The organism is Kitasatospora sp. NPDC004669 (assembly GCF_040609455.1).
Classification (GTDB): Bacteria; Actinomycetota; Actinomycetes; order Streptomycetales; family Streptomycetaceae; genus Kitasatospora.
Genome location: NZ_JBEXKB010000041.1, coordinates 64,256 through 77,294, shown reverse-complemented (window position 1 = coordinate 77,294; position 13,039 = coordinate 64,256). Strand labels below are relative to the sequence as shown.

Genomic DNA, 13,039 nt, shown 5'->3' with positions numbered 1-13,039 from the left:
GAGCGAGGCGGGCGCATGAGCGAGCGCAGCGAGCGAATCATCAAGAGGTGCGTGTGGGCGAATGCCCCTGCCGAGCGGAGCGAGGCGGGCGCATGAGCGAGCGCAGCGAGCGAATCATCAAGAGGTGCGTGTGGGCGAATGCCCCTGCCGAGCGGAGCGAGGCGGGCGCATGAGTGGCGTGGAGGGTTAGGAGTCGAGCCGAGCGCGCGGGAGGTTAACACCTGGCCGAGTGCGGGTTACCGAGGGGGAAGGTGCACGGACGGACGGCGGCCTGGCAGACTCGTCCCGTCACCACTGTGGTCGACATTGTCGACCACCTGTCAGCGCGGAGGTATCCATGCCCGGCCCGATCCAGTCGCTCTCCCGGGCCGCCGCGATCATGCGCCTGCTGGCCGGCGGCGAGCGCCGCCTGGGGCTCTCCGAGGTCGCGACGGCGCTGGACCTGGCCAAGGGCACCGCGCACGGCATCCTGCGCACCCTGCAGTTGGAGGGGTTCGTCGAGCAGGACCCGGAGAGCGGCAAGTACCAGCTGGGCGCCGAGTTGCTGCGGCTCGGCCAGAGCTATCTGGACGTGCACGAGCTGCGGGCGCGGGCGCTGGTGTGGGCGGACGACCTGGCCCGGGCGGCCGGCGAGACCGTGTACCTGGGGGTGCTGCACCAGCAGGGCGTGCTGATCGTGCACCACGTGTTCCGCCCCGACGACACCCGGCAGGTGCTGGAGGTCGGTTCGATGCAGCCGCTGCACAGCACCGCGCTCGGCAAGGTGCTGGTGGCCTACGACCCGGTCGCGCGTGGGGAGTTGGGCGACGGCCCCTATGAGTCGTACACCCTGCGGACGTTGACCCGGGCGAGCGACCTGGACGCCGAGTGCGCGCTGATCCGGGAGCGCGGCTGGGCGGACTCCATCGAGGAGACCTGGGAGGGCGTGGCCTCGATCGGCGCGCTGATCCAGGACCGGCGGCGCAACCCGGTGGGTGCGGTGTGCATCAGCGGGCCGGTCGAACGGGTCTGTGAGGACGGCTTCGTGAGGCCCTCGCTGGTGGCCTCGGTGCGCAGCGCGGCGCGGGCGATCTCGCGCGATCTGGGCGCCGGGCGGTTCTGAGCACAGCAGTCGAATCGTCACGCTGAGGCGCGGACGGGCGGTGGGCCTGTCCGCGCCTTGGCGTTTTGTCCTGGTTCTGAACGCTCCGCTGGGTAACTTCGGAGAACGGGCCGAGGGAAGGGTCACAGCTGCGTAACCCCGCCTTGACGTGGGGGTGACCCGGGGAGGAAGCTTCCGCATGACGGTCGACATTGTCGAACGACGGCCGGGAAGATCACTCCCACAATGCGCTCACCCGCACAGCGATCGACCGGCCCACCCCCCACCCCGCACCTCCGGGCCATATGGACAAGGGAGTCTTTGTGTCCGCGTTCTCCAACGGCGACGTCTTCGTCGGCGAAACCCTCGGCACCGCCGCCCTGATACTCCTCGGCGGTGGCGTCTGCGCCGCTGTGACCCTCAAGAAGTCGAAGGCCGTCAACGCCGGCTGGCTGGCGATCACCTTCGGCTGGGGCTTCGCGGTCCTCATCGCCGCCTACATGACCGGCCCCAAGTCCGGCGCCCACCTCAACCCGGCCGTCACCATCGCGCTCGCGGTCAAGAGCGGCGACTGGAGCCAGGTGCCGCTCTACATCGGCTCCCAGATGTTCGGCGCGATGATCGGCGCCACGCTCGTCTGGCTCACCTACCTCGGCCAGTTCCAGGCCAACAAGGAGCCCACCCTCGGCATCTTCGCGACCGGGCCCGAGATCCGGAACCCGTTCCAGAACGTGATCACCGAGGTCATCGGCACCTTCGTGCTCTGCATGGCGATCCTCACCCTCGGCGCCAACGACCTCAAGGGCATGGGCACCCTGATCGTCGCGCTCACCGTCGTCGGCATCGGCCTCTCCCTCGGTGGCCCGACCGGCTACGCGATCAACCCGGCCCGTGACCTCGGCCCGCGCATCATGCACGCCATCCTGCCGATCCCGAACAAGGGCGACTCCGACTGGTCGTACGCCTGGGTTCCGGTCGTCGGCCCGATCCTTGGCGGCCTGGCGGCCGGCGGCGTCTACAACGCCCTCTTCTAAAGGCCCCGTTCCAAGGGCAGAGTCGAACCCGCCGAACACGGGGACTGACCGAGCACGCGTCAGGCCCACCCACCCCGTAATCCCCCGAACTTGAGCCGAGGACCCTCCACATGACCTCCACTGGCAACTACATCGCCGCGATCGACCAGGGCACCACCTCCAGCCGCTGCATCATCTTCGGCGCCGACGGCCGGATCGTCGCCGTCGACCAGCAGGAGCACCGGCAGATCTTCCCGCAGCCCGGCTACGTCGAGCACGACGCCGCCGAGATCTGGACCCGGGTGCAGTCGGTCGTCCGCGGTGCGCTGGAGAAGGCCGGCCTGACCAAGGACGACATCCGCGCCATCGGCATCACCAACCAGCGCGAGACCACCGTCCTGTGGGACAAGCACACCGGCGAGCCGGTGCACAACGCGCTGGTGTGGCAGGACACCCGCACCGAGGCGCTCTGCCGCGAGCTGGGCCGCAACGTCGGCCAGGACCGCTTCCGCCGCGAGACCGGCCTCCCGCTGGCCAGCTACTTCGCCGGCCCGAAGATCCGCTGGCTGCTGGACAACGTCGAGGGCCTGCGCGAGCGCGCCGAGGCCGGCGACATCCTGTTCGGCACCATGGACACCTGGGTGATCTGGAACCTCACCGGTGGTGTCAACGGCGGCAAGCACGTCACCGACGTCACCAACGCCAGCCGCACCATGCTGATGAACCTGAAGACGCTGGCCTGGGACGAGAGCATCGCCGAGTCGATGGGCGTGCCGCTGGCCGTCCTGCCGGAGATCCGCTCCTCCGCCGAGGTGTACGGCGAGGCCGTCGGCGACCTGGCCGGCGTCCCGGTCGCCTCCGCGCTCGGCGACCAGCAGGCCGCGCTGTTCGGCCAGACCTGCTTCGACGAGGGCGAGGCCAAGTCCACCTACGGCACCGGCACCTTCCTGCTGCTGAACACCGGCGAGAAGATCGTCAACTCGTACCACGGCCTGCTGACCACCGTCGGCTACCGGATCGGCGACCAGGCCCCGGTGTACGCACTGGAGGGCTCGATCGCCGTCACCGGCTCGCTCGTCCAGTGGCTGCGCGACCAGCTCGGCATCATCTCCACCGCCGCCGAGATCGAGACCCTCGCCAACACGGTCGAGGACAACGGCGGTGCCTACTTCGTCCCGGCCTTCTCCGGCCTGTTCGCCCCGTACTGGCGCTCCGACGCCCGCGGTGTGATCGCCGGTCTGACCCGGTACGTCACCAAGGGCCACCTGGCCCGGGCCGTCCTGGAGGCCACCGCCTGGCAGACCCGCGAGGTCGTCGACGCCATGCAGAAGGACTCCGGGGTCGAGCTCACCGCCCTCAAGGTCGACGGCGGCATGACCAGCAACAACCTGCTCATGCAGAACATCGCCGACGTCCTGGACGCCCCGGTCGAGCGCCCGTACGTGGCCGAGACCACCGCCCTCGGCGCCGCCTACGCGGCGGGTCTCGCCGTCGGCTTCTGGAACGACCTCGACACCCTGCGGGCCAACTGGCACCGCGCCGCCGAGTGGACCCCGCGCATGGACGAGGCCACCCGGGAGCGTGAGTACAAGAAGTGGCTCAAGGCCGTGGAGCGCACCATGGGCTGGGTGGAGGAGGACGAGAACAACTGACCGACGAGCCGGTCGGGGCCCCGCGCCCCGACCGGCCGCCCGCTGTTCCGGCAACGGGTGTCACCGCGTTTCACCGGCCCGCCGCATCGGGCCGACCGGCCTCTCCCGCAGGGGCCGCACCGTACACGAGAGGAGTAACGGCGCAGCCCGACCAGCGCGCCGTACACAACCACCATGGCAACCATCCCGACCCTGGGCGCCGAGCGCACCGCCGGCCGCACCGCCTCCCGCGCCGAGACCCGTGAGCTGCTCGGCAAGGCCACCTACGACCTGCTGGTGATCGGGGGCGGCATCCTCGGCACGGCCGTCGCCTGGACCGCGTCCCAGGCCGGCCTGAAGGTCGCCATGGTCGACTCCGGCGACTTCGCCGGCGCCACCTCCAGCGCCTCGTCCAAGCTCGTCCACGGCGGCCTGCGCTACCTGCAGACCGGCGCGGTCAAGCTGGTGGCGGAGAACCACAAGGAGCGCCGCGCGCTCTCCACCGACGTGGCCCCGCACCTGGTCAACCCGCTGACCTTCTTCGTGCCGGTCTACAAGGGCGGCCCGCACGGCGCCGCCAAGCTCGGCGCCGGTGTGTTCCTGTACTCGGCGCTGTCCGCCTTCCGCGACGGCATGGGCCGGGTCTCCACCGCCGCGCACGCCGCCCAGCAGGTGCCCGCGCTGCGCACCGAGGGCCTGCGCTCGGTGGCCGTCTACGGCGACCACCAGATGAACGACTCGCGCGTCGCGGTGATGACCGTGCGCGCCGCGGTCGACGCCGGCGCCGTGGTGCTCAACCACGCCGAGGTCACCGGCCTGCGCTTCACCGGCGGCCGGGTCACCGGCGCCGAGGTGCGCGACCGCCTGGACGGCGCCGAGTTCGGCGTCAACGCCCGCCTGGTGCTCAACGCCACCGGCCCGTGGGTGGATCACCTGCGCAAGATGGAGGACGCCGGTGCCGCGCCGTCGATCCGCCTGTCCAAGGGCGCGCACGTCGTGGTCAAGCGCCGTGCCCCGTGGCGCGCCGCGCTGACCATCCCGATCGACAAGTACCGCGTCTCCTTCGCCATTCCGTGGGAGGACCACGTCCTGCTCGGCACCACCGACGAGGAGTACACCGGCGACCCGAAGGACGTCCGGGCCACCGACGCGGACATCGACCAGATCATGGGCGAGGCCGCGCACGCGATCCGCGACGAGCACCTCGACCGCGACCTGATCACCTACTCCTTCGCCGGCCTGCGCGTGCTGCCGGGCGGCCCGGGCGACACCGCCGCCGCCAAGCGCGAGACGGTCGTCACCGAGGGCCGCGGCGGCATGCTGTCGGTCTCCGGCGGCAAGTGGACCACCTACCGCCACATCGGCCGCACCGTGTTGGAGAAGCTGGCCCACGTGCCCGGCACCAGCCTGGGCGAGGACATGTCCCCGATCGCCCCGACCGTGCCGCTGCCGGGCGTCGGCGCGCCGAACGCGGTGGCGCACCGTCTGCTGATCGACCGTGAGCCGGGCTCGCGGATGGAGCCGCTGGTGGCCAAGCACCTGGCCAGCCACTACGGCACCCTCTCCTTCGAGATCGCCCGCCTGATCGACGAGAACCCGGAGCTCGGCCGGCCGATCCACGAGGACGGTCCGGACGTCTGGGCACAGGTCGCGTACGCGGCGGACAGCGAGTGGGCGTACACGGCGGACGACGTTCTGCGTCGCCGTACCACCATGACGGTGCGCGGGCTGGACACGCCGGAGATCCGGGCCGAGGTCGAGGCCTTCCTCGCGCAGCGCGGAACCAAGTAGGCACAGCCTCGCGCAGCGCGGAACCAAGTAAGCACAGCCTCGCGCAGCGCGGGACCAAGCAAGCACAGCCTCGCGCAGCGCGAAACCAAGTAGGCACAGCCTCGCGCAGCGCGCGGGCAAGTGACTGCCGCACGGCGGGCGGGTGTTCGGGACTTCCCCGGGCGCCCGCCCGCTGTTTTGCGTCAGATCGGCCGGCCCGCCTTGACCACGTGCTTGAGGTGCCGGTCCGGGCGGGTGAGTACGGTGATGTCGGCCAGCGGGTCACCGTCGACGACCAGCAGGTCGGCGTGGGCGCCCGGGGCGAGGGTGCCGATCTCCCCCGCCATGCCGAGCAGCCGGGCCGCCGTGACGGTCGCCGAGCGAAGCACGTCGGCGGTCGGCTGGACGGTGGCGCGCAGGGTGAACTCCTCCAGTTGGGCCGGGTGCAGCGGGCCGAGCAGGTCGCTGCCGTAGACCAGGTTGACGCCCGCGCGGTGGGCTCGTTCCAGGGCAGCCAGGCCCCGGTCCCGGACCTCGGCGAGCTTGCCGACGGAGGCCGGAGGCAGACCCGAGGCGGCGCCGAGCTCGGCCGTCTGCTCGTAGGCGACCAGAGTGGGAACCAGGAAGGCGTCCTTCTCCAGCAGCAGCGCGATCGTCGAGTCGTCCAGCAGGTTGCCGTGCTCGACGCAGCGCACGCCGGCCCGCAGGGCGCGGTCGATCGCGCGCGGGTGGTAGGCGTGCACGGTCACGTAGCGGTTGTGGTTCTCCGCCTCCTCGACGGCCGCCCGGATCTCCTCCTCGCTGTACTGGACGGCGGCGATCTCGTCGTGCGGGGAGGCGACACCGCCGGAGAGCAGCACCTTGAGGTGCCGGGCGCCCTTGCGGAACTCGTCCCGGGCGGCGGCGCGCACGGCGTCCACGCCGTCGGCGATCCGGCCGAAGTCGGGGCGGGCCTCGCAGCAGGGCATCGAGTCGGTGCCGAGCGGGCGCAGGTCGCCGTGGCCGCCGGTCTGGGAGAGCGCCTTGCCACCGTGCAGCAGGCGGGGGCCGAGCGCCAGGCCCTCGGCGAGGGCGCGGGTCATGCCGTGGTCGGCACCACCGACGTCGCGGACAGTGGTGAAGCCGCGGCGCAGCATCCGCTCGGCCTCGGCGAGGGCGCGGACGGTCGCGTAGCCCGGGGTCCAGTTGGCGACGTCGGGCAGGTCGAGCGAGGTGACCAGCAGGTGGACGTGGGCGTCGATCAGGCCGGGCAGGACGGTGCCGCCGGCCGCGTCGAGCACGCGGACGTCCTCGGCGGCGGCGGGCGGGCGGCCGGTGCCGGTGGCGGTGATCCGGCCGTCAGCCGCCTCCAGCCAGCCGCGGTCGGTGCGGGTGCCGTCCTCGGGGTGGAGCAGGTGGGCGTTGGTGATCAGCAGTCGGTTCGGTCGGTTCACGACGGTCGTCCCCTCCGGTTCAGTACGGGCCGTATTGAATACGACTCGTACTGAATACACCATGTATCGTTCTCCTGTGAACCCACCCCCGGCCGAAGCCGCCGCTCCCCGACCGCCCCGCCGCCGCGTCCACACCCGCGCCCGGCTGCTCGCAGCGGCGAGCGAGCTGTTCCTCACCGTCGGGTTCGCACGGACGAGCATCGAGGACGTCTGCGCCGCCGCCGGCTACACCCGCGGGGCCTTCTACTCGAACTTCGGCAGCAAGGAGGATCTGCTGCTGGCGCTCTTCGACGACCAGGCCGCCAAGCGGATGGCCGAGCTGGAGCAACTGGCCGCCGCCTGCGAGGCGCTGGCGCCGAACGAACGGGCCCGGCTGCTGGTCGAGGCGCTGCTGCGGGTCGAGCCCGCGGAGACGGGGTGGATCCTGCTGTTCCTGGAGTTCCGGTTGGTCGCGGCCCGGTCCGAGACGCTGGCCGAGCAGGTCGCCGCGCACGACCGGACAGTGGTGCGGGCGGCGGCGGACGTCCTGGAGCGGGCGCTGCCGGAGCTGGTGCCCCCGGGGGCGAGTGCCGGGCAGGCGGCGGCGGTGATCCTGGCGGCGCGCGAGGGGCTGCTGGCCCGCACGGCGGCCGGCGGCGCGGTGGCCGAGGAGCTGATGGCGGCGACGGCGGCGGTGCTGTCGGGGCTGCTGGGGCACTGACGGAACGCCGAAGGGGCGGCACCCGTACGGTACGGGTGCCGCCCCTTCGTGTGCGCGCCTGACGGGCTAGATGATCAGGCTCAGCGGCGTGATCAGGGCGATGGCGACGACCGAGATCACCGTCTCCATCACCGACCAGGACTTCAGCGTCTGCCCGACGCTCATCCCGAAGTACTCCTTCACCAGCCAGAAGCCGGCGTCGTTGACGTGCGACAAGAACAGCGAACCGGCGCCGACCGCGAGCACCAGCAGGGCCGAGTGGGTCGAGGACATGTTGGCGGCGAGCGGGGAGACGATGCCGGCCGCGGTGATGGTGGCGACCGTCGCCGAGCCGGTGGCCAGGCGGATCAGCACCGCGATCAGCCAGCCCAGCAGCAGCGCGGAGATGTGCCACTTGCTCGACCAGTGGCTGACCATGTCACCGACCCCCACGTCGATCAGGGTCTGCTTGAAGCCGCCGCCAGCACCGACGATGAACACGATGCCGGCGATCGGCCCGAGCGACCTGCCGACGGTGTCGGAGATCCGGGCCTTGTCGAAACCGGCCGCCCTGCCGAGGGTCAGCATGCCGAGCAGGGTCGCGGCGAGCAGCGCGATCAGCGGGGAGCCGATGAAGTCGAACACCCGCTGGCCCATCGCCTTCGGATCGTCGATCACCACATCGGCCAGGGCCTTGCCGAGCATCAGCACGACCGGCAGCAGGATGGTCGCCATCACCGCGCCGAAGGACGGGGTCCGCTCGCGCTTGACCGTCTCCTCGGAGGCGATGGCGGTCGGGATCTCCAGCGGGCCCACCCAGCGCTCGGCGACCCGGGCGAACAGCGGACCGGCGATGATCAGGGTCGGGATCGCGATCAGCAGGCCGAGTGCCAGGGTGATGCCGAGGTCGGCCTTCAGCGCGTCGATGGCGACCAGCGGCCCCGGATGCGGGGGAACCAGGCCGTGCAGCACCGACAGGCCGGCCAGGGCCGGGATGCCGACCCGTATCAGTGGCACGTTGCCGCGGCGGGCGACCAGCAGCACGATCGGGATCAGCAGGACGACGCCGACCTCGAAGAACAGCGGCAGGCCGAGCACGGCGGCGATCAGGGCCATCGCCCAGGGCAGCGCCTTGTTGCCGGTCCGGGAGAGCACGGTGTCCGCGATGATGTTGGCGCCGCCGGAGTCCGCGAGCAGCTTGCCGAGCATCGCGCCCAGGCCGATCAGCAGACCGACGCTGGCCACGGTGGAGCCGAAGCCCGTGGAGAAGCTGCTCAGCAGCTTGTCGAAGGGGGCGCCCGCGATGGCGGCCAGCAGGCCGGAGCCGATCGTGAGGGCGAGGAAGGGGTGCAGCTTCAGCTTGGTGATCGCCAGCACGATCGCGCCGATGCTGACCAGCACCGCGATCAGCAGCTGGGTGTCGCTGCCGGTGTGCGGCAGGGCCGGTGGGGCGGCCGCCAGGAGGGTGGGGGCGATACTCATGCGCCCGCCTCGCTTCGCTCGGCACGGGCATTCTCCCGTACGCGTCTTCTGACGGCTCGCTCGCTTCGCTCGCTCACGTGAGGTCTCCATTGACGGGCCGCAGCAGCACCACGGCCTTCTCGACGAGTTCTTCGGGGGACGGGCCCACGTCCAGGACGGCGCCGCGCTCGTCCGCGCCCAGGGGTTCCAGGGCGGCGTACTGGGAGCAGAGCAGCGACGCCGGCATGAAGTGGCCGGTGCGGTGGGAGAGCCGGTCCTCGACCAACTCGTGACCGCCGCTGAGGTGCAGGAAGAAGGCACCCGGGGCGTCCGCGCGCAGGATGTCGCGGTAGCCGCGCTTCAGCGCCGAGCAGGTGACCACGCCGCCGCTGCCGTCCCCGGTGCGCTCCTTGAGCCAGGCGCCGATGGCGCGCAGCCAGGGCTCGCGGTCCTGGTCGTCCAGCGGGATGCCGGCGGACATCTTGGCGATGTTGGCCGGCGGGTGGAAGTCGTCCGCCTCGGCGTAGGGGAGATCGAGGCGGTCGGCCAGGAGGCGGGCCAGGGTCGTCTTGCCGACGCCGGAGACGCCCATCACCACGACGGTGAGGGGTGCGACCGGGTGGTCGTGGTTCTCGACGCTGAGAGCCATGGGTGGTGCTCCTTCGTTGCAGGCCGCCACTATCGCCTCAAAGATATGACGTATTCAAGGGGCAGAAACCAAATCGTCATACTTTTAGTTCCCCGGGGAAGGGGTGACCGCAGGGCGGGGCGCCTACGGCGCTCGGGGCGGCGGGGCAGGGCGCGGGCCCGCCAGGGCGGCGGTCCGGGGCCGGCGCGCGCAGGCCGGTGCGGCGGGTCACACGGCGGATCGGCGGGGTGGCCGGAGAGTGACGCGGGGTCCGGGCCGGAGGGCGGCGTGGGGCTCGCGGCGGCGGGCGTCTACGCTGGGCGGATGGAGATCCAGGGGCTGCCCGGTCGAGTGCTCGACGAGCTCGGGCCGGCGATCGCGTCGGGGGAGATTCCCGAGGGCGCGGTACTGCGCGGGGAGGAGCTCGAGGAGCGGTTCGGGGTGTCCCGGACGGTGGTCCGGGAGGCGGTGCGGGTCCTGGAAGGGATGCGCCTGGTCGCCTCCCGGCGACGGGTCGGGATCACCGTGCAGCCCAAGTCGCTCTGGGACGTCTTCGACCCGATGGTGATCCGCTGGCGGCTGGCCGGCTCGGACCGCTCGGCCCAGCTGCGCTCGCTCGGTTCACTGCGGGTCGCCGTCGAGCCCGCCGCGGCCGCGCTCGCCGCCGTCCACGCGACCGACGACGACCGGCGCGAACTCAGCTCACTGGCTGTGGAGTTGACGGTCACCGCACGGGCAGCCGACCTGACCACCTTCCTCGGGCACGACATCGCCTTCCACGCCCTGGTGCTGCGCGCCTCCGGCAACGAGATGTTCGCCCACCTCGGGGACACCGTGGGGGCGGTGCTCACCGGCCGGACCGAGTACCATCTGATGCCCCATCAGCCGGAGCCGTACGCGATCCGGCTGCACCGCGAGGTCGCCGAAGCGATCTGCGCGGGGGACGCCGGCCATGCCGAGGCGGCGATGCGCACGATCGTGACGGGCGCTCTGGAGGAGCTCAACCGGCAGTTGGGCTGAGCGACACCCGGTGCGCGCCGACGGGGCGCTGCCGCCTGCCCGAATGACATGATTTGGCAGCAATTCGGTGGATTCGGACGCATAGTACGGGTTCGGCGGGGCAGAGTGAGGCGAGGGGGCGCGTAACGCGAGCGCCCGTTCCGTGTCCGCCACCGAATTCGCGCCTGGGGGTCGCCCGATGTCCGTGCCACGCCGCCGTCGCCGCCTGCCCGACGAGGTGCGCGCCGCCGCAGTCCGGGCGGTGCTCTGCCTGGCCTTCACCCTGGTGGGCGTGGTGGTCGCGACCCTGGCCTCGTACGCGGGCAGTTGGCTGATGACGCCCGCGCTGATGGCGATGGGGCTCGGGGTGTTCGGCACGATGTGGTGCCTGCTGGAGATCCTGATCTCCCGCCAGGTCGCCGCCCAGCGGATGCGCGGGCCGAACTCCGCGTACCCGATGGCGGGCAGCCGGGTGGCCCCCGAGCCGCTGGCCCCCCGTCCGCTCCCCCGCCCCGGCGGCGCGGCGCCGCAGCAGTACCCGCCCCAGCAGCCGTACCAGCCCCAGCAGCCGTACCAGCGCCGGGTGCCGACCACCTAGCCGTACACCCGTACGACTCCCGATCCGGCGTCAGGGCGCTCCCCTGGAGTCGGGCGCATGAAGTTCTTCCGTTCCAAGACGGCACCCCAGTACGACCCCGATCTCACGGCCCTGACGACCGACCAGGCCGACCACCTGCGCGAGCTGGTGCGCCAGTACCACGCGGGCATCGGCGTACAGGCGACCGTCTCCGGTCGGTCCGTCCACCGAGCCGAGGGCACCAGCAACCTGTACAACCTCGCCGAGTTCTGCCGCCGCGCCGAGCCGGGCGAGTGGCCCGAGCTCGTGGAGCGCCATTTCCGCGCCCTGGCCGGCGCTGCGGAGTCGACGCCGGACGGCCAGGACGACGTCCTCCGGTGCGCCTACCTCCGGTTGATCGCCGACGACGCGATCCCGGCCGAGATGGCGCCCTCCTTCAGCTACCTCCGCCCGGTCGCCACCGGCCTGCTGGAGGCGCTCTGCCTGGACCTGCCGGAGACCGTGCGGACGCTGGACGACCGGTTCGTCGCCGAGGTCGGTCCGGAGCGGCTGCGGGCCGCCGGGCGGGCCAACCTGATCGCCGATCCGGTGGAGTTCGACGCCCTGGAGGGCCCGACCGAGGGCTCGACCCTGTACGCGGTGACCGGCGACTCGATGTTCGTCGCCAGCAAGGCGCTGGTGCTGGACGAGCTTGCCCGCGCGGTGACCGGGCGCGAACTCCCCGAGGAGGGCGCCCTGTTCACCGTGCCCAGCCGGGACTACCTGTTCTTCCACCCGCTGACCGAGTCCGAAGTCGCGGGCGCCGTCAACGACTTGGCCTCGATCGCGCTGCGCGTCCACTCGGAGAACCCGGGCCCGCTCTCGCCCCGGCTCTACTGGTGGCACCAGGGCACGGTCACCAACCTGACGCAGATCGACGAGGCCCGGCGTTCCTTCTCCATCGTGCCGCCCACCGAACTCATGGCGATCCTGCACCGGTTGACGGACGGCTAACCGACCGGGACGGCCCGATAGTGGGTGGTGATCCGGCCGTCCCCGTCCAGGACGTGGAAGGCGAGCATCGGCGGGTGGCCGAAGGAGATGCCGCGCCCGCCCTCGCAGGTCAGCGTGATGGTGGAGACCACACCGGGCGCGACCAGCACCGGCAGTCCGGCGAAGGTGGTCGCGGCGGGGGTGTGGGAGTGGCCGCAGAGCAGGGCACTCACCCGGGGGTGACGGCGCAGCACCCGCGCGAGGCGCACCTCGCCGAACTGGCGGATCCCGTCGACCATCGGTATGTGCAGTTCGACCGGCGGGTGGTGGAAGGCCACCAGGGCGGGCACCTCGGTTCGTCCTGAGCCGAGTTGGGCGTCCAGCCAGTCCAGCGTGCCGTCATCCAGCAGGCCGTCGTGCTGGCCGGGGATGGACGAGTCGAGCATCAGCACGTCGGCGCCGGGGAGTCGGTGCAGCCGGTTCACCGGCCCCTCCCCCGGCGCCTCGCCGAGCAGCACCTCGCGGTAGGGCGCCCTGCTGTCGTGGTTGCCGGGGCAGGTGAGCACCGGGTGCCGGGAGGTCAGCACCTTGGCCACCTGCTCGTACTCGGTCGGCAGGCCGTGGTCGGCGAGGTCGCCGGTGACCAGCACCGCGTCCAGCGGGCCGGGCAGGGTGTTGAGGTACGCCATCACCTGCTCGGCCCGCCGCCGGGCCCGCTTGCCGCGGTCCCGGCGGTGCTCCTGGCCGAGGTGGATGTCGCTGAGGTGCGCGATCGTCAGCATGCCGATCACGCTA

Annotated in this window: 12 protein-coding genes; 8 read left to right on the top strand and 4 right to left on the bottom strand. The window is 71.8% G+C overall.

The window, feature by feature from the left end:
• Positions 1-337 precede the first annotated feature (337 nt).
• The 4 genes from ABZW30_RS29385 (at position 338) to ABZW30_RS29370 (ending at position 5,516) form a co-directional block, all read left to right on the top strand.
• On the top strand, positions 338-1,102 hold the full coding sequence (locus ABZW30_RS29385) for an IclR family transcriptional regulator (RefSeq protein ID WP_355674221.1): 765 nt from the start codon (positions 338-340) through the stop codon (positions 1,100-1,102).
• Positions 1,103-1,404: 302 nt separating this feature from the next.
• Entirely contained in the window at positions 1,405-2,115 is a 711-nt protein-coding gene (locus ABZW30_RS29380) for an MIP/aquaporin family protein (protein WP_355674220.1), read from the top strand.
• Positions 2,116-2,225: 110 nt separating this feature from the next.
• The gene (gene glpK, locus ABZW30_RS29375; RefSeq protein ID WP_355674219.1) at positions 2,226-3,746 is read left to right on the top strand and encodes a glycerol kinase GlpK; all 1,521 of its coding nucleotides are present in this window, start codon (positions 2,226-2,228) and stop codon (positions 3,744-3,746) included.
• A 174-nt stretch (positions 3,747-3,920) separates the two neighbouring features.
• Complete coding sequence (locus tag ABZW30_RS29370) at positions 3,921-5,516, top strand: glycerol-3-phosphate dehydrogenase/oxidase (RefSeq protein ID WP_355674218.1); 1,596 nt, start codon at positions 3,921-3,923, stop codon at positions 5,514-5,516.
• A gap of 182 nt (positions 5,517-5,698) precedes the next feature.
• Here ABZW30_RS29370 and ABZW30_RS29365 read toward each other — a convergent pair whose 3' ends face one another.
• Entirely contained in the window at positions 5,699-6,928 is a 1,230-nt protein-coding gene (locus tag ABZW30_RS29365) for an amidohydrolase family protein (protein WP_355674217.1), read from the bottom strand.
• A gap of 76 nt (positions 6,929-7,004) precedes the next feature.
• On the opposite strand from ABZW30_RS29365, the gene ABZW30_RS29360 reads away from it, so the two are divergent.
• Positions 7,005-7,628: a TetR/AcrR family transcriptional regulator gene (locus ABZW30_RS29360; RefSeq protein WP_355674216.1), complete on the top strand. Its 624-nt coding sequence runs from the start codon at positions 7,005-7,007 to the stop codon at positions 7,626-7,628.
• A gap of 66 nt (positions 7,629-7,694) precedes the next feature.
• Here the strand turns inward: ABZW30_RS29360 and ABZW30_RS29355 are convergent, their stop codons facing one another.
• On the bottom strand, positions 7,695-9,089 hold the full coding sequence (locus ABZW30_RS29355; RefSeq protein ID WP_355674215.1) for a gluconate:H+ symporter: 1,395 nt from the start codon (positions 9,087-9,089) through the stop codon (positions 7,695-7,697).
• 73 nt (positions 9,090-9,162) lie between these two features.
• Positions 9,163-9,717, bottom strand: a complete 555-nt coding sequence (locus ABZW30_RS29350) for a gluconokinase (RefSeq protein ID WP_355674214.1) — start codon at positions 9,715-9,717, stop codon at positions 9,163-9,165.
• A 303-nt stretch (positions 9,718-10,020) separates the two neighbouring features.
• Between ABZW30_RS29350 and ABZW30_RS29345 the strand changes: the two genes are divergently transcribed.
• The 3 genes from ABZW30_RS29345 (at position 10,021) to ABZW30_RS29335 (ending at position 12,265) form a co-directional block, all read left to right on the top strand.
• On the top strand, positions 10,021-10,716 hold the full coding sequence (locus tag ABZW30_RS29345; protein WP_355674213.1) for an FCD domain-containing protein: 696 nt from the start codon (positions 10,021-10,023) through the stop codon (positions 10,714-10,716).
• A 178-nt stretch (positions 10,717-10,894) separates the two neighbouring features.
• Positions 10,895-11,293 (top strand): hypothetical protein, encoded by a 399-nt coding sequence (locus tag ABZW30_RS29340; RefSeq protein ID WP_355674212.1) that lies wholly within the window; start codon positions 10,895-10,897, stop codon positions 11,291-11,293.
• A 57-nt stretch (positions 11,294-11,350) separates the two neighbouring features.
• The gene (locus ABZW30_RS29335) at positions 11,351-12,265 is read left to right on the top strand and encodes a hypothetical protein (protein ID WP_355674211.1); all 915 of its coding nucleotides are present in this window, start codon (positions 11,351-11,353) and stop codon (positions 12,263-12,265) included.
• Here ABZW30_RS29335 and ABZW30_RS29330 read toward each other — a convergent pair.
• Positions 12,262-13,026 carry a metallophosphoesterase gene (locus ABZW30_RS29330; RefSeq protein ID WP_355674210.1) on the bottom strand — a complete coding sequence of 255 codons (765 nt, stop codon included), beginning with the start codon at positions 13,024-13,026 and terminating at the stop codon, positions 12,262-12,264. The two genes, ABZW30_RS29335 and ABZW30_RS29330, sit on opposite strands and share 4 nt — an antisense overlap.
• Positions 13,027-13,039 lie beyond the last annotated feature (13 nt).